Below are 22,705 nucleotides of genomic sequence, written 5' to 3'. Positions count from 1 at the left end.
TGAGCATTAAATTTAACTTCCGTTTAACGGAATATTAATCGTTGCCAGTGCTTTTATTGTACTTTTGCAGCCTTAAAATTTCGAAGATATGAGAGAGACAAAAATTGTAGCAACAATATCGGACCAGAGATGTGAAGTTGATTTTATCAAGTCATTACATGCAGCCGGGATGAATGTGGCAAGGCTGAATACTGCCCACATTACTACTGAAACTGCCAGAAAAGTGGTGAACAACATTCGGAGTGTTTCGGATAAAATTGCAATTATCATTGACACCAAAGGGCCGGAAATAAGAACCTGCAGTATTCAAAACGATCTTGAGGTTGATGAAGGAGAAGAAATTGCCTTTTCGTTCTCACCTATTAATACCATCAAAAATGTTTGCGTCAACTACGAAGGTTTTGTTGACAACCTGAATGTGGGGGACAAAATTTTGATCGACGACGGAGACATTGCCGTTACTGTAAAAGAGAAACAAAGTGATTATTTGCTTTGTAAGGTAGAGAACAAGGGCATAATTAAAAAGAAGAAAAGCGTTAATGTTCCAGGGGTTGAAATTAAATTGCCTTCGTTGTCGACCCGCGATGTGGAATTTATCCATTTCGCCATCGAAGAAGACGTTGATTTTATTGCCCACTCTTTTGTACGCCACAAAGAAGATGTGAAGGAAGTTCAGAAAATTCTGGATGAGCACAACAGCCTGATCAAGATCATTGCCAAGATCGAGAACATGGAAGGCGTGGACAACATCGATGAAATTCTGGAATATGCTTATGGTATCATGGTTGCACGTGGCGACCTGGGAATTGAACTACCCGAAGAACGTCTTCCCGCCATCCAAAGAAACCTCGTTCGCAAAGCAATTCTGTATAAAAAGCCTGTAATTATCGCCACTCAGATGCTTCACTCGATGATTGATCATCCACGTCCGACCCGAGCCGAGGTAAGTGATGTTGCCAGCGCTATTTACATGGGAACGGATGCTATTATGCTGAGTGGAGAAACCGCTTACGGAAAATATCCGATTGAGGCGGTAAAAGTGATGAACAATATTGCTGAAAAGGTAGAACCGGATCGTGACAAGCGTGAGTTACTGGTTCCTTTAAAACCGGACATCCCTGCTTACCTGGCACAATCAGCTATTCGCGCAGCCCGCGAATTAAAACCTGATGCAATTGTCACCACTACCACCACCGGTAAAACCGGGCGTTACCTGGCAGCACACCGTTCATTCTTCCCGGTTTTTGTGAAATGTCATTCACATCGGGTGGTTCGGGAGCTGGCTTTGTCGTTCGGAATCCACGCTTCTTTCCTTGAGGCCAAGAAGAACAAGATGAAGATACAAAAAGCCGCTATTCAGCAATTGGTAAGTGAAGGCACCGTTCAAATGGACGATCTGATTATTTATGTAGGAGGTCGTTTTGGTGAAGACGCGGGGGCTTCCTTTATCGAGATATCAACTGCCGACAGACTTTGTCTGAAACCAAGTGAACAACGTTAAAAAGCAAACGTAACTACATAAAAAAACCGCGGCATGCCGCGGTTTTTTGTTTACTTAAACTTTACTTATGAATGCTGTTTATTAATTCAAAAGGTGAGTGTAGCCTTTATTAATAAGATCGGGCAAATAACTTGCGATCAATCCCAACGCAGTTTCATCGTCTACTTTTGCCGGAGTTAAAATCTCCTGGCGAGCCAATTCCTGCTGATTGATAACAGCTCTGTTAATTTTCTTTGGAACAGCACACCAAGCTCCTTTCGCTGCCTTGGCACCAAAGCCTGTTGATGTTGAGCTGTAGCATACTGCAAAATATTCAGACTGAACAAGGTATTCCGTTCCGTCTATTGTTTTTCTTTTCACCACAGTTACCGGAGTTTCGTTTTTACTGTAACTCAATTTCCAAACTGCTTTCACCTGTTTTCCCATGTGAAGGTCCTGAACAAGGTTGATTTCGTACTCATTAAATGCAGAACGATTACCCGTTGCATTGGCCAAATTTGCACTCAATAAAAACACAAGGATAAATACTGCTAGATAGCTAATTCTTTTCATGACTTTAAGTTTTAAATTGAACAATAGTTTCTGTTTTCATTGTAATTCGTATGCAAATGACGTATAAATTACGCGTCCGTTACAACATTTACTCCTGCTTTATAACATGTTCTGTTCTTGACTAATAATCAAAAAATTAGAAACTTATTTTGGCAAATGAGAGACGGATAATAATTATCAGGAAATTTCGATTTTTGGGATAAGAATTGAAACAAAGTGTTTTTTTTACTTACAGTTTTTGAAAGATGAAAAACATTAAATTTACACGATGACACTACCCGATATTATCAAAAAACGGTTTTCAGTACGAAAATTCAAAGCTCAACCTGTAGAAAGGCAAAAGCTGATACAGATTCTCGAAGCCGGTCGTATGGCGCCATCGGCCGTAAATTACCAGCCATGGCATTTTATTGTGGTTGAACAGGAAAAGCTCGCAGAGCTTTGCTCCACATATTCTGCCCAATGGTTACAACAGGCCCCGTTGGCCATTGTGATATGCTCAGATCATTCGCAATCGTGGAAACGGGGGTCGGACGGAAAAGACTCTGCCGACATAGATGCTGCCATTGCCATCGATCATATGACTTTAATGGCCACGTTTCTGGGGCTTGGAACCTGCTGGATATGCAATTTCAATGTAAGCCGTTGTTCCGAAATACTTAAACTTCCGAGAAATATTGAACCGGTAGCCTTACTGCCAGTCGGGTATCCCGACATTAGTGCGCCCAATAAGCGAAGAAAAAGCCTGGATGAAATCGTTCATTACAACGAATTCGGGCAACAGTTTACCTGAAATTTTCCTGCAAATACCTTTCGAGCCTGTTCATTCCTTCCTCAATGTTTTCAATTGAATTGGCATACGAGAAGCGAATAAAACCTTCGCCATTCGCCCCAAAATCAATTCCGGGAGTCACGCCCAGGTGTGCTTTTTCCAGAATATCAAAAGCCAGTTTGTAGCTATCAGTGGAAAGATGCCGCACATTTACAAACACATAAAAAGCTCCGGTTGGCTCCACTTCTATGGTAAAGCCCATTTGGGTCAAACGTTTAATCAGGTACTGGCGGCGTTTATCGTAGGTTTGCCTCATGTACTCAATATCTTCTCCTGCTGAACGCAAAGCTTCAATCCCCGCCCGCTGAACCGTAGAACCGGCACAAATAAAAAGGTTCTGCTGCAACTTTTGCATGCATCGCACATATTCCGGCGGAGCAATTACATAGCCCAACCTCAATCCAGTCATAGCATAACGCTTGGAAAAGCCACTCAAAACAAACGCGTTTTTGGTAAATTCCAGAATCGAATGGGCATTCTCGTTGTAAACCAGCCCGTGGTAAATCTCATCGGATACTACAGGAATGTTAAACGCGGCGATCTCCTGCATTACTTCGGCCGACAAAAGATTACCGGTAGGATTCATTGGGCTGTTTATTATAATTGCCCTGGTTCTGTTTGTAATTCTTTTGGCAATTTCTGCAGGACGGTATTGAAAACCATCTTCCTCAAAAACTGGAACTGCCACCGGCTTCGCATCAATAAATCGAATAAAATTGCTGTAGCAGGAATACCCGGGATCCGAAATAATCACTTCGTCACCGGCATTGCACAAAACCCCCAATGTCAACAATATTGCGGGAGAAGATCCCGAAGTAACCAGAATCTGATCCGGTGAAACCTCTACATTGTATTCCTTTTTGAATTTTAAAGCAATGGCAGAACGAAGCTCCGGGTCGCCCAAACTGTGGGTGTAGTGCGTGCGGCCCTCGGCATATGCCTTTTGAACAGCTGCCGACACACACGAAGGAACAGCGAAGTCAGGCTCCCCCACTTCCATATGAATCACATGAATACCTTTTTGTTCCATCAAAGCTGCTTTTTCGAGCACTTCCATCACAATAAAAGGGGTAATTTCTCCGGCTTTTTGAGCAATCATTCAAACGATTTTTGGTTTTCAAGCAAAGCGAACTTAAAGCTTATCCAGCAAATTCGTTGAGACAGGTCATCTTTTATCATGAAAATCCACCTGTTTTCAGCCGAATCTACGGGATTACAAATCTTTATTATTCCTGATTGGTAAGTTAGTTCTTTCGGATAAAAAATAAACCACCATGCATAGAAATACACAGGTTTTGATGCAAAAAGTTCTATTAATTTAATTGATAATTGGCCGGGAGACAGTAAAAATATACAAATGCAGACTACTGTTTATCTTCTGAGGGCGGATCTACGATCGTCACTTTTTTCCCAACCTCAAAAATCGACTTTACCTTCAATTTATCCAGCAAGTACTCAGCCGCAAAGAAGAAGATCAGCGGATACGTAAGCGGACTGTAAACCGCATCTACTTTGGCATCCTTTAACTCAAACACCTCTCCTCCGGCTTTTTCAATGGTCTTCAAAAGCTGCCGGGTCCTGGTTTTTTCCGGCCCGTTGTGGTTGATGGCAATCACCAGAGTATTCTTGGATGTTTCTTTGTATCCGTGGTCGTAATTGGAAGCCGACATTGATTGTACCGGTTTCTTTAAAACCTCACTTAGAATCATGGCAGCCAGGTCGGCGGTCGTAATATTGGGCCCGTTTCCCAGAATGTAAATGCTCTTTTTGTTCCAGCCTTTTATTCTGCGGCGTATTAATTCACCCAGTTCGGCACCGGTTTCTTCAAAATACGAAAGTTCCTTTTTATATACCTGAATAACCTCTCGCGGATCAAAACCAAAACCCAGGTATAAAACCAAGAGGGTATTTAAGTAGGTTTTGGAAGGAATACGCTTTTCGATGCCGGAATGTAGCAGAATTTGATTTTTGCAATTGAGATGCGCCGCCAGTTTACTTTCTTCACTGTTTACAACCGCAGTAAACGACGAAAAATAATCGGCACACCAAAGTGTCTCAGAACTTTCTCCCGACTGGGAAATTAAAACGCCATTGGACAATGTCCGGTTTTTAACCAGGTAATTAAAATAATCCGAAGCTCTTTCCGGAAACAGATCGATTCCCAGATACCGAAAAGTTTTGGATGCGATGTACGAAGCGCCCATGCCTATATAAGGAACACCTTCCGGAAGTATTATCCCCTTGTTTTTCTGATAGCAAAGCCCCGAACGGTAAGGAATTTCATATAATTCGTTCAACACCATGTTGTTTTCTGTACATGTTTATCTTCAATATACAAAAAAGGCCCCTAATACTAAATCATTTACGCTGTTTTAACAAACTACAAATAACTTTTGGCTACCGACAAGGCCTGGGAACCATAGCCACCTCCAAACAAAAAATAATGATTCAGAATGTGGTACAGTTGATAAAGCCGGTTTCTTTCCCGCCAATCTTTTTGTAGAGGATACACATCGTTGTAGGCATCAAAAAACCGCTGCGAAAAGCCTCCAAACATGGTAATAATGGCAAATTCCATTTCCCTGTCGGCATAATACACAGCCGGGTCGATGAGTGCCGGACCACCCGGAGTAATCATGTAGTTTCCCGACCACAAATCACCGTGAATCAGCGAAGGTTCCACATCCGCCGGAAGTAACCCGGGAATTTGTTCCATCAGTTTTTCATAGGTCGATTTTTCACCCGGAGTCAGCCCGCGTTCTCTTTCTATCAGCTTCAGCAGAAAACCGATTCTTTGATCCCGGAAAAATTCAACCCAGCTGCTGTTCCATTTATTATGCTGAGGTGTGGCTCCGCAGTAATTATTATGATCAAAGCCAAACTGCTTGTTTTGAAAACGGTGCACATGGGCCAGTCCCCTCCCAAGCATTTCATCCGTATTTTTCTCCGGATATCCGCTATGCAAATACTCCAGTACCAGAAATCCAGGCGTTTCATTCACCTCTTTATAGCAAACAACCGCAGGAACCAAAAGGTGAGCATCGGTGGCTTTTGCAAGCTCTTTCATTCCCTCAGCTTCCCGCTCAAACATATCAGCCGCACAGTTGGCATTCGATTTCAAAAAAAACTCTCCCACATTGGTTTGCAACCTTGAAGTATTGTTTATGCATCCTCCGCCCAAACTTTTCGACGAAAGAATTTGCACCTTTGTATTCAATGCCCCCGACATTGTACTTTCTACATCTCTCCAAAACAGATTCATTGATCCTTTAAATTGTGATTCAACACTTAAAATAATACTATTTAAACGGAGCTTGCAAAGGAAGATTCCAGCTTAATGGGATGAATTATGATTTCTGGCTACTAAAAAAACTAAATCTTTTTTTTAGATTTGTTAAAAGCGACCAAAAAGATGCAAACCTTAACCAAGACTCTTTTAGTTCTACTTTGTTTTATGCATTTAAATGCTTTCTCCCAATACAAAGTAATGATCAGCGATAATTATCCCCCTTACAGCTTTAAAGATTCAAAAAATGAAATCACCGGTTTTAATGTTGATATAATTAAAGCCATCAGCACTCTTTATGATATAGATATTGAACTGGAAACCGGTACCTGGGACCAAATAAACGCGAAACTGAAGAACAACGAAATACAGGCGATCGGAGGTGCCAACTATCCGGGATATCCCGACAACGAATATCTTTATACGCGCTCCATCGTCAATACGTCTCACTGTTTTCTTTACAACCGCAATTTTGTAAAAAAAATTACACCTGAGTTTATTCGCACAGCCCATAAACCGTTGATAAGCCTGTATAAAAACGATGTTTTAGTGCATTACATTCTTTCCTTAAATCCCAATGCCGAGTTTTTATACGTTAACAATTACAGCAACCTGATCAGCAGTCTTGACCGGCCGGATGTGACCTGTGCCATTTCCAAAAGAGCCAGAGGTTTGTATTTTGCTGATCTAATGGGGAAAGACTACATCTACAACACCTCTCATGTTTTGCTGGAACAAAGTATCGGCTTCAAAGTAAACCGTTCGGCCCCCGAATTGGCCGACATTCTGGACAACGGCCTTGAGGTTATTATGGCAAACGGCGAATACAATCGTATTTACGACAAATGGATCGCTCCGTATTACCAGGAAAGAAACGACTGGACAACTTATTTGAGGTACATCATCTTTGTAGGCGTTCTGGCTTCGCTGAGTATTCTTCTTTTAATGGCAGCAAACCGGTTACTACAGGTAAGAGTTAAAAAGAAGACGCGGGATTTGCAACAACAGCTGGAACTCAACTCCCGCATATTGTCAGAATTAAAAGAGCAAAAACAGAAGGCCGTTGAAAGTGAAAAAATGAAATCGGCCTTTTTAGCCAACATGAGCCACGAAATCAGAACTCCCATGAACGGTATTCTTGGTTTTGCTGAGCTATTGAAAGAACATGCCCAAAACAATGAAGAACAGCTCCAGTTTATTGATATAATCAGGCAGAGTGGCGAACGCATGTTAACAACGATCAACAACATCATTGAAATATCGAAAATTGAAGCAGGCGTAGAAAAAGTAAAGATTCAGAGCATCTATTTTCGAAAAATGATCAGAGAATGGGAACGCTTTTTTATCATCGAAGCTCAGCGAAAAGGCATTGTGCTGCTATTCCTGGACAAAAATCCGGAAAGTGACAATTACTTCTGTACCGATGAACAAAAGCTGAATTCGATTGGCATGAACCTGATCAAAAATGCCATCAAGTTTACGAAGGCCGGGCAAGTGACCGTTGAATACGAATTTAAATCGAATGAACTTCATTTATCAGTAGCCGACACAGGCATCGGAATCCCCGCAGAAAAGCACAACGAAGTATTTGGACAATTTATCCAGGCTGATCCCTCGCATTCCAGCGGCTATGAAGGTTCCGGGTTAGGGCTTTCCATTTCGAAAGGATATGTAAAACTCCTGGACGGTTCGATCAGTTTGCATTCAACTCCCGGAACAGGCAGTACTTTTGGGGTGATTCTTCCCAACCTGAACCACCTGCATGACTGTGAGAAGAAACGCTTAACCAGCCATCTTCTAAACGATACGGTTTTAAACAATCTCCGGATCTTGATAGCCGAGGATGACGAGATTTCCTACCGTCTCCTGGTGCATGTGCTTCAGGATATTGCGGCCAGCATAAAAAGAGCCAAAAACGGGGAAGAGATCGTACAACTGATCAAACAGGAACCAGACACCGATCTCATTCTAATGGATATGAAAATGCCTGAAATGAACGGGAAAACGGCCACTCAGACCATCCGCACTTTCAATTCGAAAGTTTGCATCATCGGGCAAACAGCCGAATCACCGGAAAGCAGTCAGTTCGCGTTGTTAAAAGCCGGATGCAATGCATGCATCGAAAAGCCGATAAACCGGGATAAACTTCTTCAAACCATCCAGACCTGCCTGGCCTCTGCTGAAGAGTTGGTATAGATTTGCCTTGGGATCGGTTTACGAAAAAAGCGATTCGACAAACTCCCGGCGACGGAAGATCTGCAAATGCTCAAGCTTTTCGCCTATGCCAATGTATTTTACAGGAATTTTAAATTGATCGGAAATACCAATCACCACTCCCCCTTTGGCTGTTCCGTCGAGTTTTGTAAGCGCCAGCGCACTCACTTCTGTAGCCTTTGTAAATTGTTTGGCCTGTTCAAAAGCATTTTGCCCGGTTGAACCGTCCAGCACTAGCAATACTTCCTGCGGGGCATCCGGAACAATTTTCTGCATCACTTTTTTGATCTTCGACAGCTCGTTCATCAAGCCAACTTTGTTGTGCAAACGTCCGGCGGTATCGATAATCACCACATCGGCATTACTTGCCACAGCCGACGATAATGTATCATATGCCACGGAAGCAGGATCGGAGCCCATTTTTTGCTTCACAATGGGTACGTCTACTCTTTGGGCCCATATTTCAAGTTGATCTATGGCAGCAGCCCTAAATGTATCAGCCGCTCCCAACACAACCGATTTACCGGCTTGTTTGAAATTATAGGCCAGTTTGCCAATGGTTGTGGTTTTACCCACACCGTTAACACCCACCACCATAATTACATAAGGTGTATCAGATTTGGGAAGATCGAAATCGTCAATATCAGCCGAATTGTTTTCCTCGAGCAAGGCGGCAATCTCTTCTTTCAGAATGCCGTTTAACTCGCCAATGCCCATATATTTATCACGCGAAACACGTTCTTCAATACGACCGATAATTTTAAGCGTGGTATCAACGCCCACATCCGAAGTAATCAATACTTCTTCCAGATTATCCAGCACTTCGTCGTCAACCTTTGATTTACCAACAACGGCACGACTTAATTTTTTGAATACGCTTTCTTTGGTTTTAGAAAGTCCTTCATCCAGACTCTCCTTCTTCTCTCTGCTAAAAATGCCAAATAAGCCCATTGTTTTAATTTGATTTGCAGGCTAAAGTAATACAATTATTTTGATTGTTCCCGGTTCTGGCGAAGCTCGCCTCAAATTCTTAACAGGGAAAACAACAGGGCCGCAAAATCCTGTTTTTACAACCACCAACAATGCACAAAAAAAGCTTTCATTAATATGAAAGCTTTCCTGTTATACAGTATATTTTCTTATTTTTTAAAATAAGTTTTAACGTCGTCGTTCGGAACAATTTCTTCCTTAAAAGTGTAGGCACCGGTTTTTTCCGATTTCACCATTTTAATCACTTTTGAATAGCCTTTACCGGCTCCTTTCTGTAATGTTGCAACTGCTTTCTTTGCCATGTTTCAACTTATTTAATTTCTTTGTGAACCGTTACTTTTTTCAGAATCGGATTGTATTTTTTCATTTCCATACGATCCGGAGTATTTTTTCTGTTTTTAGTGGTAATATACCTTGATGTTCCGGGCATACCACTCTCTTTGTGCTCTGTACATTCCAGGATTACCTGGATTCTGTTGCCTTTACCTTTTTTAGCCATCGCTCAGATCTTTAAATGTTATCGATAAAACCTTTTCCCTGCGCTTCGGCCAAAGCGGTCTTCAAACCTTTTTTATTAATGGTGCGCATGCCGGCAGCAGAAACAGTAAGTTGCACCCAACGATCTTCGTCAGGCAAATAATACTTCTTTTTGAACAGGTTAACGTCGAAGCGTCTTTTTGTTCTTCTTTTAGAGTGCGAAACATTGTTTCCCACCATTGCTCTCTTCCCTGTTATTTGACAAACTCGTGACATTTTATTTTAATTTCTTGATGATCAAAACTAACACGTTACTCAAAACGGAGTGCAAAGAAAATACTTTTTTGGAAAACAATCAAATAGTTACACCAATTTTTGCAAAAACAATTAACAAAAAAATGTTGATTATTCCCCCCTGAGTCGGTACAAATTTCAAAATTCACACAAAAACGGTTCTTCAAAGGTGGCTTTTCAACAATTATTTTCAACTAAAGATCATATCCGGAAATCATATTTTACTGAATAACAGGCGAAAGTAATGATTTTATAAATACCTCCTTCGCACAAATTCCAAACACCCTTTCTTTTACCACTTCGGTCTTTTGTTCAATTCTGCACAAAACAATAGATTTTTCCAAAGAAACATCAAGAATTACAATGAAATAGACACAACCTTTATCAAGCGAATGTTCTTTTAATATTGTAAATTTGTTAGGTACACTTAAAATAAAAATTTTAAAAATCATGGAAGAACAAAACGTAAGCTCAATGCCAAGAATTGGCGACATGGCTCCCGATTTTAAAGCCAATACCACCTATGGTCCCATTCAATTTTCGGAATACATTAAAGACAGCTGGACCATCCTTTTTTCACACCCGGCGGATTTCACCCCGGTTTGCACCACCGAAATGAGTGGCTTTGCGGTTCGTGGAGACGAATTCAGAGCATTGGACTGTAAACTCATTGGTTTAAGTATCGACAGTATTCATGCACACGTTGCGTGGGTTAACAATGTTAAAAAGAACACCGGTGTTCTTTTCGACTTCCCCATTATTGCCGACATCGACATGAAAGTATCTCAGTTGTACGGAATGCTGCAACCCAACGAAAGTGAAACAGCTGCCGTACGCGCCGTATTCTTTATTGATCCTAAAGGAAAAATCCGCCTGATTATGTACTACCCGCTAAATGTGGGCCGTAACATGGACGAAATTCTGCGGGTACTGAAAGCGCTTCAGGTTTCAGACAAATACAGCGTAGCACTTCCGCTAAACTGGACACCGGGCGAAAAAGTGATCGTTCCACCTCCAAAAACAGTAGCAGAAATGGAAGAGCGCGAGAAGAGCGACTACGAAATGGTTGACTTTTACCTTGCCAAAAAAGATCTCGACGTTTAATTACGATACCAAAAATGCCTTGCTTTTGCAGGGCATTTTTCGTTACTCCCCTTACGCTTGGCTATTTTTGATCCTTCAAGCATTTTTCTTTTTACCACCTGCCATTGAAGCTTTTCCGTATTCTGATTTGAAAAAACAATCAGATTTAACTTACTTGCACGCTCTTACGGAGGCACAAAAAATATGATACAGAAGGATCCCGAAATAAAAAGATGGTACGCCATTTATACCCGTTCGCGTGCCGAGAAAAAAGCGCACGACGATCTTCTCCGGCAGGGCATCGAAAGTTTTCTGCCACTGCAGCGCAAGCTCAGGCAATGGAAAGACCGCAAAAAATGGGTGGAACTCCCGCTCATGTCTGGCTATTGTTTTGTTAACATCACCCGGCACGATTACGACCGCGTACTGCGAACCAACAATGTTGTTTGCTACATTACGCTCGAAGGTTCAGCAGCAGAAATCAGGGAAGAACAAATCGTGGCTCTGAAAAAGATGCTGGAGCAAAACGAATTTGAGGTAGAAATTAACCACGAAACTTTTAGTCCCGGCAAAAAGGTGGAAATCATCCAGGGACCGTTGGTGGGCCTGCGAGGCGAACTGGCCGATATCAGGGGAAAAAACAAGTTTTTACTTCAAATCGAGCAAATCGAACAAAGCTTCACTGTCGAAGTTCCGTCAGAATATCTGAGTGCAATCCCCGAAGACTAGGAAGACCTATCTCGGCGAGTATAAAAGCATCAAACGATAAATTTATCTTACCTCCGAATCTTCAATCCACTAAAACAAGACAATAACGCAAATAAATATTTTGTTTTGTTGAATGTTAAAAATGTAAAATCCAACCCAGGTGAAAAAAATAAACATTGTCACTTTTCTTTTACTGATTTATTCAACTGCTTTTGCGCAAAATCCAACTTCAGGCATCATAATCGGAACCAAAGTTGGGGCCTCCAAAATGATTACGGAGATCACCCCCGATTTCAAAGAGCACCTTACAGAATTTGACCATAAACCAGGACTTGCCATTGACCTGGAAATTTCAAAACTATTTCTGAACCACTGGGAAATCGGTACAGATGTATTTCTTACCAATATTCGGGGAGAAAACGACAATCCCGATTTTACGGCCGAAGGGTTTCACTATAAAATGAAAAACCCGATCGACGATCCGGTGGAATACACCAATCGTTTAACGGGACAAAGATTCTTTGTAGGGTATTATTTCCGGTCATTTGAGAATATCAATACCTCCCGGATGCCCGAGCCTTTTCTTCGAGCAGGTATTGGGTACCTTCAGTACGGTGTTGAGTTAAAATACCAGGACCCGGAATTGGGATCCATCTTTGGAAAAGGCACAGGAGATTTTACCAACTTCTCAACATCGTCCATGCTATTGTTTCTTTCAGCAGGGGTAAAAAGCTACTTCTCCCCAAACTTCTTTATCAATACCACACTCAGCTGCAACTATACCAACTACGATTTTCTGGACGGTGTATACAACTATTATAACGATGGTACGCGCGCCGACCTCAGAGGAATCTATACCGAATTCAAACTCGGATTCTACTTTCAAACAAACGGCAGCGGGAAAAGCCGCCGACACGGAAAAGGAAGTAGTGCGGATCCCCTTCCGTTTTCACGTTGATGGATCCTTTTCCCAAGTCCGCATCAGCAAAAACCTTAAAATCTGATTCACAAATTCCGATTTTAAGGTTTTTCTTCTAGGCTGAATACTATTGCCCGTTTTATTACGTATTATTGTCGGTCGAAAACAAGAATGAGTATTTTTGCTACTCAAAAAATTAACGTCCACTCATGCATTTTAATGTAACTGAGGAGGCGAAGCTGTAAGAAGCAACGTCACTCCAACCAAGCACAGAAATACCAATTTCTTACCTCATTACAACAACATGCTTCAAACCATTATTACCAGCAAAACACGCATAAAGCTTTTGTTAAAATTTTTTCTGAACAAGGAAACCAAAAGTTACCTGCGCAACCTGGAATCAGAGTTTGGTGAGTCGACCAACGCCATAAGGATTGAACTAAACCGCCTGGAATCAGCGGGATTACTAACATCTGAACTTTTGGGGAATAAAAAATTTTTCCGGGCCAATACGCGTCATCCACTGTTTGCTGATATTCACAACATTTTAAGAAAGACGATTGGCATCGACCAGATCATTGAGCATGTTACATCAAAAATAGGCGACCTGAAAGAAACCTACCTCATTGGCGACCTGGCGATAGGACGCGATTCGGGTGTCGTAGACCTTTTATTGATAGGAAAAGAGATCAACCAAACGTACGTTTCAGAATTAATTCAAAAAGCGGAAAAATACGTTGATCGAAAAATCCGGTATTTAATTATACTCCCCGAGGAAAAAGAAGCGTTTTTAAAATCCAATTCTTCTTTTTTAATTTGGACAAAAGAGTAAACAAGTAAAAAGCTGTTAGCGTGAAGAAATCATTGATAATTGCCGTAGATTTTGACGGCACCATTGTAGAACACAAATATCCGCAAATAGGGAAAGAGCTTCCTTTTGCCTTTGATACATTGAAAGCGCTTCAAAGAAAGGGGCACAAGCTAATTCTATGGACCTACCGAACCGGGCAGGAACTTGATGATGCAGTTGAGCTCTGCCGGGACAAAGGCCTGGAGTTTTATGCCATAAACCGTAATTACCCGGAAGAAAAATTAACCGAAAACATTGGCCGGAAAATTTTGGCCGATCTTTACATCGATGACCGAAATTTTGGCGGCATGCCGCAATGGACTGATATTTTCCAGGCATTGCACCCGGAAGAATCCCGCATTACCGATAAAAAATCAGAAAAAAAATGGTGGAAGATCAAGTGAATGAAATCCCTGTATATCAGGGCTAAAAGTAATTCACTTTCGAATGTTATTCTTCACCTTTAAACATACACCTATTATCAATTATTTATCAAAATGAAAACGATACAGATAAAAAAGATGATTCCGCTTATTGGAATCGCAATGTCACTGTCGTTCTTTTCCTGCCGAAGCAGTAAAGAGCTAATGTACATGAAAGATGTACACAACAACCAGATGATAAAGGCACTGGCCGACACTGCCACCGAATACATCATTGAACCGGGAGACATTCTGTATGTCAGCATCAAATCAATGAATGCCGAAGTAAACGCTCTTTTCAACCCGGAATCAAACATGGAAATGCAGAGCTCCAACTCGTACCAGAAGTATACAACTCCGCAGGGAGCTTATTTATACGGTTTTGAAGTAAACGACCTGGGGAACTTAACCTTGCCCATTATTGGCGAAATACCTGTTGCCGGCAACCCCAACTCAAAAATTGAAAAGATTGTTCAGCAATACGCCGATAAATACCTGAAAGAAGCCATTGTGAAAGTAAAGCTTCTAAATTACAAGGTAACGATAATGGGCGAAGTAAAAAGTCCCGGAGTTTATTACAACTACAACAACAACTTCACCATTTTGGAAGCACTGGCCATGGCCAACGGCAATACCGATTATGCCAACATCACCAACATCATGGTAATCAGGCCCCAACCCGATGGTCAAAAAGCGATGATACTGGACATGTCGGCTTCCAATTCATGGGCACAGAAAGGATTTTATCTTCATCCGAACGATTACATTTTTGTGGAACCCGATAAGCATAAAAACTTCCAACTCAACGCACAAGCCTACTCCATGATTATTTCTTCAGCCAGTTTGTTGCTGGCGGTAATCGGGCTTTTGAGGTAACAGGTAACAATCAGCCCAAAGCTAAAAACAGACCCACCTACAGCAGAAGGTTGTCCTTTGTTACAAGAAATGTTTCCTTTTAATTGTACCCGTAACATCGTTGATATTCACAATGTTTATTTCTTGCAAAATATTTGTTTTGAACCATCAAACCGCATAATTGCAAAAAGCCGGACAAAAACTAGATAGACACTGTTTCTCTAAATAAAAATGAATAACCACATGTCAAATAACACTTTAAACACCCAATCACTGACTTCCGTTCAGGATGACGAGATTGACATAAAACGACTTATTTTCCTTGTACTGGGAAAATGGTACTGGCTGGCCATTTGCCTGTTTTTAGGCCTAGCCGGGGCTTATTTCTTTGTAAAGTATACACCCAAAAAATTTCAGGTTGACACCAGCTTACTGGTAACCAGCGAGCAAAAAGGCCTGGATGTCCAAAACATGTTCATGGAAAACATGATGGGAGGTACCAACAAAGTGATGCTTCAGAATGAAATCGAATTCCTTCATTCTTATACCTTGAACAATCAGGCCATCGACAATCTTAGCTGGCAAACGTTTTGGCTGCAAAAAAACGTGTTTGTTTGGAATGGCATTTACCTGAACGATCCTTATATGCTGAATAAAGCAGAAGAAGCCTTGAATCCTGAAGGTGTTTCAATATTTATTACTCCCCTGTCATCCACCCAGTTTCGTGTAGAAGTCGACGATGATGTGATTGTTGACAACCGGCCCCTGAAAATAAAATTCAATGAAGTTGCCGACTACAACAAACCGTTTAAAAATGAATATTTTGGATTTACCCTGCACCCAAAGGAAAATCCAGAAAACCTGATCGGAAAGGAATACCAGTTCTCCTTTATCGATAAAAACAAGCTTACACTTGCCTATTTAAAGAAAGTAAATGCCAATTTTAGCAAAGACAGCGAAGTAATCAAGCTAAGCCTGGAAAGTACAGAGCCTTTGCGCGATATTCATTACCTGAATGAACTTGTACGCGTATACCTGGAACAAAAGCTGGAGCTGCAAACCCAAACGCAAAAGCGTTCGCTTGATTTTATTGACAGTCAGTTGTCGGGTATTTCAAGCGACCTGAACAAGGCAGAAAATACCTTTACCGAATTCCGATCCAGAAACCAGATCATCGACCTGAGTAGTCAGGGAAGCCTGATCATGGAGCAGCTCAAGGAAATCGAAAAAGAAAAATCGCAGTTGCAAATGCAGCTGGAATATTTCAAAAGTCTTCAACGCTACCTGGGCAATATTCAAAGTGCCGACCAGCTAATTGCTCCATCGGTGGTAGGCATTACGGATGCCACACTAAATGCACTGGTTCTGAAGCTCAGCGACCTTTACAGCCGCCGAAAAATAATGGAGTTTAGCGCTCGCGAAAACAACCCTACCCTTATTCTCATGAACCAGGAAATTGAGCAGGTCACGGTGCAGTTGCGCGAGATACTGGTTAACCTGGTCCAAAACACCGAAGTGTCGGTAAAATCGCTAAACGACCGGTACAACCGCATCAACAAGCAGCTCAACAACATGCCGGAGCAGGAACAACAGCTCATCAATATTCAGCGTCAATACGATCTCACCAATGAGATCTACACCTTTTTATTGCAACGCAGGGCAGAACTGGAGATTTCGCTGGCCGCAGCCGTGGTTGACATACACATTATTGACCCGGCCCAGTACGAACGCCTTATCCCTTTAAACAAAAGCACCTTCCTGTTCTTGCTGATCGGCGCTTTCCTCGGTTTGCTTGTCCCTGCCATTATTATTTTGGTGAGCGACTTTTTCAACAACACCATCCAGCTTCAGGAAGACATTGAAAAACTTACCCCACTCAGTATTTTGGGAAATGTTTTTCACAGTAAAAACAATTCGGAGCTGGTCGTGATCAACGATCCAACAGCACCGATTACTGAATCGTACCGAACCATCCGCACCAACCTGCAATATAAATTTACCAGTACCAATCAAAAAATAATTGGCTTACACTCGGTACAACCAGGCGAAGGGAAAACGTTTACTTCTGTAAACCTGGCCAGTATACTGGCAATGAATGACAAAAAAACGGTATTGGTTGGCGCCGACATGCGAAAACCGCGCCTTCACCGAATCTTTAACGTGAAGAACAACATCGGGTTAAGCACCTATCTTTCGGGACAAAACCAAATCAAAGATATTATTCAGGCCACCGACATCGACAACCTAAGCGTTGTAACGTCGGGTCCTGTACCTCCCAATCCGGCAGAGTTGCTCGAACGGGAAGCCTTCAACAAACTGCTGGAGGCTTTAAAGGAACAGTTCGATTACATTATCATTGACAATGCTCCGGTATCGCGGGTGACCGATGGATTAATAACCAGTAAATCCACCGATCTCAATCTTTTTGTTTTGCGATACGGTGTAAGTAGAAAGGACCAGCTTAAATTCATCAACGAAATTGCAGAGCAAAGCGTAATGAAGAATCCGGCCTTGATCATCAACGATGTAAAAATCAGCCGAATAAGTTATGGATATGCCTACTCCTATAAGTATGCATACGGGAAAGGATATTCTGCCTGATAAGTTACCCGGAGGATCATACCTGTTTAAGAAGATTGAATACATGCTGTCAACATGATAAATTTTCATAGTAAGAATTCATATAAATTCGCATTTTTACAGCAGGAAACGAGAACGGGATGGGATGAGCGCTTCCATGAAAGGCATCTATCAGCCAACGGAGGTGACGATTCATCCGGCAAATGCGAATAAACAAGAACGATAATACATACAAACAGATGAAGCATACCATAAAAACCATAACCTGTATTGGCGCCGGATACGTTGGCGGGCCAACCATGGCCGTTATTGCCCAAAAGTGCCCGGAAATAAAAGTAAATGTGGTAGACATTAATCCCCAGCGAATTGCCGAATGGAACGACACCGATCTCGACAAGCTTCCCATTTACGAGCCGGGATTAAAGGAGGTGGTAAAAGAGGCACGCGGCCGCAACCTGTTTTTTTCGACCGAAGTGGAAGCCGGTATACGCGAAGCCGAAATGATTTTCATCTCAGTGAACACTCCTACCAAAACCTACGGGGTTGGAAAAGGCATGGCCGCCGATCTGAAATATGTGGAACTTTCGGCCCGGCAAATTGCACGCATCGCCCCCGAAGGAAAGATCGTAGTGGAGAAATCAACCCTGCCTGTTCGTACCGCACAGTCCATTAAAACCATATTGGAGGCCGAAGGAAACGGCAATAAATTCCAGGTGCTTTCTAATCCTGAATTTCTGGCCGAAGGAACAGCTATCACCGACCTGCACAATCCCGATCGCATCCTTATCGGTGGTGATCAGGACGAAGACGGGCTGGCAGCCATCCAGGCACTGGTGGATATTTATGCACATTGGGTACCGCGCGAACAGATCATTACCACACGGCTGTGGTCTTCCGAATTATCCAAGCTAACCGCCAATGCTTTCCTGGCACAACGTATTTCATCGATCAATGCCATTTCGGCCTTGTGCGAAAGAACCGGTGCCGATGTGGACGAGATTGCACATGCCATTGGGGCCGACACTCGTATCGGGTCTAAATTTCTGCGCTCATCCGTTGGCTTTGGCGGAAGTTGCTTTCAAAAAGACATTCTGAACCTGGTGTACCTCTGCCGCCATTTTAACCTGCCTGAAGTAGCCGATTACTGGGAAGGCGTGGTAAAAATGAACGACTACCAGAAACACCGCTTTGCCAAACAGATCATCGACAGTCTTTTTAACACGGTATCCGGCAAGAAAATCGCTTTCCTGGGCTGGGCTTTTAAAAAAGACACCAACGATACCCGCGAGTCAGCCGCCATTTATGTGGCCAAAGAATTGCTCGACGACCTGGCCGAGATCCACATCTACGATCCCAAAGTAAAAAAAGAGCAGATATTCAAGGACCTGGAGTATGTTTACTCACAGGATCCAACTCAATCCTTCGATCTGTCAGTCCTTCAGTCACTGATCACGATTCACGAGGAGCCTTACCTGGCATTGGAGAATGCACACGCAATTGCCATTCTCACGGAATGGGACGAGTTTAAAACCTACGACTGGGAAAAAATTTATACCCACATGTTAAAACCAGCCTTTGTTTTCGATGGCCGGAATCTTTTGGAAGCATCCGAAATGAAAAAGACCGGTTTTGAATACAAAGGAATCGGGAAAGGGTAAATTAGCTGCGAGCCACTAGTTACTAGCTACGAGCCGCGAGCTTCGAGAATCCAGCATCAAGTATCCAGAATCGAGTATCAAGCATCCAGTATCGAATAACTGAAAACTGAGACTGAGACTGTAAACTAAAAATCCAGCTTTGAACATCGACATCCTGATAGCAATAATTGTAATCGTCTACATCCTGGCGGCATTCCTTTTTCAATGGCTGCGCCCGGGGCTGATTCTTTTTAGTGCTGCCGTTATATTTCTGGCCACCGGAATCATATCGGCACAGGAGATGATCCGTGGATTTTCAAATCCCGGCGTTCTCACCATCGGGGTGCTTTTCCTGGTAAACGAAGGAATCAAACAATCGGGGCTGATTACACGGCTGGCACAAGCTTATCTTCCGCGCAAAAAGAGCAGGATGACCTTTATGCTCCCCCGGATCATGGTGCCGGTTTCCTTTTTGTCGGCCTTTTTAAACAACCTGCCCATTGTGGTTAACACCACTCCTATCCTGTTAAAATGGGCTAAAATGATGAACATTCCTTACAAGAAACTGCTGATTCCGCTGGCCTATGCCGCTATTTTTGGGGGTATGTGTACACTCATCGGCACCTCTTCCAACCTGGTGGTGCACGGTTTGATGATCGAAAACGGCTACAAGGGCTTTCATCTTTTTGAACTGGCAAAACTCGGGCTGATCATCGCCGCCTTTGGTTTTATTTACATGTCGGTGCTGGGGAACCGCCTGCTCCCCGGACAACGGGTGCTTGCCAAAGCCAAAAAGAAAGCAGGCGTAAAAGACTATTATTACAACGTTCTGCTTAACGAAGACAGTCATTTCATAGGCGAAACCATCAACAACGGGATGCTGAACAGTTTAAACGGACTGGAAGTTTACTCGGTTGAACGCGAAGGAAAAATCATTCGCCCCGGTCACGGACAATTAACACTGCTCCCGGGTGATGAGTTGCTGTTGACCGGCAATTCCGATCGTCTGAACTACATCCTCACCCACAAGGAAATCCGCTTAAAAGGAGTCGATTTTCTGAAAGATACCGATCCGAACGAATTAAAAAATTACGAGGTGGTGCTGGCACCGCGCTTCCCCGGACTGGGGATGACACTGGCTGAGTTCAACTTTTTTGAGCACTTTAACGCAGCAGTGCTGGCCGTGCACCGAAACGGAGAACGCATTACCGCCAACCTCAACAAGCTCGAATTAAGAGTGGGCGACAACCTGGTATTGCTCGCCACCGACCATTTTGAGAAAAACTGGGGCAGCCGTTCCATGTTCTACTTGGTCAACTACATGCAAGACATGCCCGTTGAAAAGACCAGCCGTAAACGTTGGATCGCGCTGTTCATTCTACTCACCATGGTGGCCGGTATCCTTATCAACGAAATGGTAAGCTGGGGCTTTGGTGTTCGGCTCAACATTTTTGTAATGGTAGCGGTGGCTGCCATGTTGCTTGTCTGGACGCGGATATTGCCCGCACAGAACTACACCAAAAACATTACCTGGGACCTGCTTATCGCCATTGCATCGGCTTTTGCCGTGAGCGCTGCCATACAAAATACCGGCATCGCGCAGGCGCTGGCACGCGAGTTTATCGAAACCGTACGCTCGCTCGGTCCCTGGGGAGTACTCGCCCTACTCTACCTGTTTACAACTATTTTTACTGAAATTATATCCAACAATGCAGCCGTAGCGCTGGTGTTTCCAGTGGCTATCGTTGCTGCCCAGATGTTGAACGTAGACCCGAAGCCCTTTTTTGTGGCCATTGCCATTGCCGGAGCCTCCAGCTTCATGACCGCCCGTGGCTACCGTGCCAACCTGATCATCAAATCCATTGGCCACTATTCCGCCAACGATTTCGTCCGGATTGGCCTCCCGCTGCAGGTAATGGTCTTTATCCTCAGCGTACTGCTGATCCCTTACATCTGGAGTTTTTAGAAGAAAGCAAAGAGCATGGAGTAAAGAGCCTTGGATATTGGAACATTTTAGCATTTACTCATTTTAGCATTCAAGCGTCGAATTTCGAATGATGATTAACGATTTTAGATGGCAGATGTATTCTTTGAACTCTGAACCTTAAAGTATTTAAGTATTATACCTTCAGTTCCGCAATTGAAAACCGAGACACCAAGTATCGGGCACCCAGAATCGAATATTAAGAATCAAGTATCCATTCATAAACTACTAGCCCTTCGTTTAGCTAACACTCAGGTATTACAACGGGAAACACAAAAATCAAGTCAAAAAAATTAAACCATAAATAATGCAAGTACAATTTATCGGCTTAGGCTATATCGGACTGCCAACAGCAGCAGTCGTTGCACAAAAAGGAATCCATGTACACGGTGTGGATGTTAACCCCAAAGTGGCTGAAACCATCAACCAAGGGAAAATTCACATCATCGAACCAGGCTTGGAAGAAGTCGTCAAAGAAGGGGTTGAAAAGGGTCTCTTTAAAGCTTCAACAACACCGGTTGAAGCAGATGTTCATTTGGTGGTCGTCCCCACTCCTTTCAAAGGAAACCATGAACCCGATATCTCCTTTGTAGAAAGTGCCACCATGGCGGTGTTGCCTTTTTTAAAGGAAGGTGATACTTATATCATTGAATCCACCTCCCCGGTAGGAACCACCGAAAAAATGGCAGATCTGATTTTTCAGAAACGTCCAGAGTTAAAAGACAAAATACACATTGCATATTGCCCCGAGCGCGTATTACCCGGAAATGTGTTGTATGAATTGGTTCATAACGACAGGGTGATCGGAGGAATCAACAAAAATTCCACAGAAAAAGCCAAAGAGTTTTACCGCACCTTCGTACAAGGTGAATTGCACAGCACCAACGCACGAACAGCCGAAATGTGCAAACTCACAGAAAACTCTTCGCGTGACGCACAGATCGCTTTTGCCAACGAATTATCGTTTATCTGCGACAAGGCAGGAATCAACGTTTGGGAACTCATTGAACTGGCCAACAAGCACCCCCGCGTTAGCATCCTTCAACCCGGTGCCGGAGTTGGAGGTCATTGTATCGCTGTAGATCCTTATTTCATTGTTTCGGATTACCCGCGCGAATCACGGCTTATCAATACCGCACGTGAGATAAATAATTACAAGGCTTTCTGGTGTGCCGAAAAAACAAAAACAGCCATGCTGGAATTTGAGCTTAAAAACGGACGCAAACCCACGACTGCCATTATGGGGCTGGCCTTTAAACCTAACATTGATGACCTGCGCGAAAGTCCCGCCAAATACATTGCTCAGAAGGTGATGCAAAGCGAACAAAACAACTTCCTGGTGGTTGAGCCCAATATCGAAGAACATTCGGTATTTAAACTTACCAACTACCGCGAAGCCTACGAGAAAGCAGACATTATCGCCTTTTTGGTGGCTCATAATGAATTCAAAACACTGGAATACAATAACGACAAAATAATCCTCGACTTCGCCGGAGTCTTCAAAAGATAATTTTTAGCACG

The 22,705-nt window shown here is 42.9% G+C and carries 21 protein-coding genes; 13 read left to right on the top strand and 8 right to left on the bottom strand.

Going from position 1 to position 22,705, the window contains the following annotated elements; all coding sequences use genetic code 11:
• Positions 1 to 88: 88 nt before the first annotated feature.
• A complete protein-coding gene (pyk, locus tag INQ51_RS19470; RefSeq protein WP_233379625.1) occupies positions 89 to 1,501 on the top strand; it encodes a pyruvate kinase in 1,413 nt (470 codons plus the stop codon).
• Positions 1,502 to 1,582: 81 nt separating this feature from the next.
• Here the strand turns inward: pyk and INQ51_RS19465 are convergent, their stop codons facing one another.
• Entirely contained in the window at positions 1,583 to 2,077 is a 495-nt protein-coding gene (locus INQ51_RS19465) for a hypothetical protein (RefSeq protein ID WP_233379624.1), read from the bottom strand.
• Positions 2,078 to 2,321: 244 nt separating this feature from the next.
• Here INQ51_RS19465 and INQ51_RS19460 point away from each other — a divergent pair, with 244 nt between their 5' ends.
• Positions 2,322 to 2,846 carry a nitroreductase family protein gene (locus INQ51_RS19460; protein ID WP_233379623.1) on the top strand — a complete coding sequence of 175 codons (525 nt, stop codon included), beginning with the start codon at positions 2,322 to 2,324 and terminating at the stop codon, positions 2,844 to 2,846.
• Here the strand turns inward: INQ51_RS19460 and INQ51_RS19455 are convergent.
• From INQ51_RS19455 to INQ51_RS19445, 3 genes are all read right to left on the bottom strand, one after another.
• Positions 2,839 to 3,984 carry a pyridoxal phosphate-dependent aminotransferase gene (locus INQ51_RS19455; protein ID WP_233379622.1) on the bottom strand — a complete coding sequence of 382 codons (1,146 nt, stop codon included), beginning with the start codon at positions 3,982 to 3,984 and terminating at the stop codon, positions 2,839 to 2,841. The genes INQ51_RS19460 and INQ51_RS19455 overlap by 8 nt on opposite strands.
• Positions 3,985 to 4,249: 265 nt before the next feature.
• Positions 4,250 to 5,182, bottom strand: a complete 933-nt coding sequence (locus INQ51_RS19450; protein WP_233379621.1) for an SIS domain-containing protein — start codon at positions 5,180 to 5,182, stop codon at positions 4,250 to 4,252.
• 83 nt (positions 5,183 to 5,265) lie between these two features.
• The gene (locus INQ51_RS19445) at positions 5,266 to 6,147 is read right to left on the bottom strand and encodes a fructosamine kinase family protein (RefSeq protein ID WP_233379620.1); all 882 of its coding nucleotides are present in this window, start codon (positions 6,145 to 6,147) and stop codon (positions 5,266 to 5,268) included.
• 150 nt (positions 6,148 to 6,297) lie between these two features.
• On the opposite strand from INQ51_RS19445, the gene INQ51_RS19440 reads away from it, so the two are divergent.
• Positions 6,298 to 8,367 (top strand): ATP-binding protein, encoded by a 2,070-nt coding sequence (locus INQ51_RS19440; protein WP_233379619.1) that lies wholly within the window; start codon positions 6,298 to 6,300, stop codon positions 8,365 to 8,367.
• An 18-nt stretch (positions 8,368 to 8,385) separates the two neighbouring features.
• Here the strand turns inward: INQ51_RS19440 and ftsY are convergent, their stop codons facing one another.
• From ftsY to rpmB, 4 genes are all read right to left on the bottom strand, one after another.
• A complete protein-coding gene (gene ftsY, locus INQ51_RS19435) occupies positions 8,386 to 9,336 on the bottom strand; it encodes a signal recognition particle-docking protein FtsY (RefSeq protein WP_233379618.1) in 951 nt (316 codons plus the stop codon).
• Between the two features lie 188 nt (positions 9,337 to 9,524).
• Positions 9,525 to 9,677: a DUF4295 domain-containing protein gene (locus INQ51_RS19430; RefSeq protein ID WP_119438517.1), complete on the bottom strand. Its 153-nt coding sequence runs from the start codon at positions 9,675 to 9,677 to the stop codon at positions 9,525 to 9,527.
• Between the two features lie 8 nt (positions 9,678 to 9,685).
• Positions 9,686 to 9,874, bottom strand: a complete 189-nt coding sequence (gene rpmG, locus INQ51_RS19425) for a 50S ribosomal protein L33 (protein ID WP_233379617.1) — start codon at positions 9,872 to 9,874, stop codon at positions 9,686 to 9,688.
• Positions 9,875 to 9,885: 11 nt separating this feature from the next.
• Positions 9,886 to 10,128: a 50S ribosomal protein L28 gene (gene rpmB, locus INQ51_RS19420; RefSeq protein WP_119438515.1), complete on the bottom strand. Its 243-nt coding sequence runs from the start codon at positions 10,126 to 10,128 to the stop codon at positions 9,886 to 9,888.
• Between the two features lie 468 nt (positions 10,129 to 10,596).
• On the opposite strand from rpmB, the gene INQ51_RS19415 reads away from it, so the two are divergent.
• From INQ51_RS19415 to wecC, 10 genes are all read left to right on the top strand, one after another.
• A complete protein-coding gene (locus tag INQ51_RS19415; RefSeq protein ID WP_233379616.1) occupies positions 10,597 to 11,250 on the top strand; it encodes a peroxiredoxin in 654 nt (217 codons plus the stop codon).
• A gap of 183 nt (positions 11,251 to 11,433) precedes the next feature.
• The gene (locus tag INQ51_RS19410; protein WP_233379615.1) at positions 11,434 to 11,958 is read left to right on the top strand and encodes a UpxY family transcription antiterminator; all 525 of its coding nucleotides are present in this window, start codon (positions 11,434 to 11,436) and stop codon (positions 11,956 to 11,958) included.
• A gap of 139 nt (positions 11,959 to 12,097) precedes the next feature.
• Positions 12,098 to 12,895, top strand: coding sequence for a hypothetical protein (locus INQ51_RS19405; protein ID WP_233379614.1), 798 nt, complete (start codon positions 12,098 to 12,100; stop codon positions 12,893 to 12,895).
• A gap of 265 nt (positions 12,896 to 13,160) precedes the next feature.
• Positions 13,161 to 13,688: a hypothetical protein gene (locus INQ51_RS19400; protein ID WP_233379613.1), complete on the top strand. Its 528-nt coding sequence runs from the start codon at positions 13,161 to 13,163 to the stop codon at positions 13,686 to 13,688.
• A 20-nt stretch (positions 13,689 to 13,708) separates the two neighbouring features.
• Positions 13,709 to 14,110, top strand: a complete 402-nt coding sequence (locus INQ51_RS19395) for a BT0820 family HAD-type phosphatase (protein ID WP_233379612.1) — start codon at positions 13,709 to 13,711, stop codon at positions 14,108 to 14,110.
• Between the two features lie 93 nt (positions 14,111 to 14,203).
• On the top strand, positions 14,204 to 15,004 hold the full coding sequence (locus INQ51_RS19390; protein WP_233379611.1) for a polysaccharide biosynthesis/export family protein: 801 nt from the start codon (positions 14,204 to 14,206) through the stop codon (positions 15,002 to 15,004).
• Between the two features lie 222 nt (positions 15,005 to 15,226).
• The gene (locus INQ51_RS19385; protein WP_233379610.1) at positions 15,227 to 17,584 is read left to right on the top strand and encodes a GumC family protein; all 2,358 of its coding nucleotides are present in this window, start codon (positions 15,227 to 15,229) and stop codon (positions 17,582 to 17,584) included.
• 218 nt (positions 17,585 to 17,802) lie between these two features.
• Positions 17,803 to 19,221, top strand: coding sequence for a UDP-glucose 6-dehydrogenase (locus tag INQ51_RS19380; RefSeq protein ID WP_233379609.1), 1,419 nt, complete (start codon positions 17,803 to 17,805; stop codon positions 19,219 to 19,221).
• 139 nt (positions 19,222 to 19,360) lie between these two features.
• Complete coding sequence (locus INQ51_RS19375) at positions 19,361 to 21,166, top strand: SLC13 family permease (protein ID WP_233379608.1); 1,806 nt, start codon at positions 19,361 to 19,363, stop codon at positions 21,164 to 21,166.
• Between the two features lie 325 nt (positions 21,167 to 21,491).
• Positions 21,492 to 22,694, top strand: coding sequence for a UDP-N-acetyl-D-mannosamine dehydrogenase (wecC, locus tag INQ51_RS19370; RefSeq protein WP_233379607.1), 1,203 nt, complete (start codon positions 21,492 to 21,494; stop codon positions 22,692 to 22,694).
• Positions 22,695 to 22,705 lie beyond the last annotated feature (11 nt).

It is taken from the genome of Maribellus sp. CM-23, assembly GCF_021354595.1.
Taxonomy (GTDB): Bacteria; Bacteroidota; Bacteroidia; order Bacteroidales; family Prolixibacteraceae; genus Draconibacterium.
The sequence above is the reverse complement of the archived record's forward strand: the minus strand, read 5'-3'. Positions and strand labels throughout refer to the sequence as shown.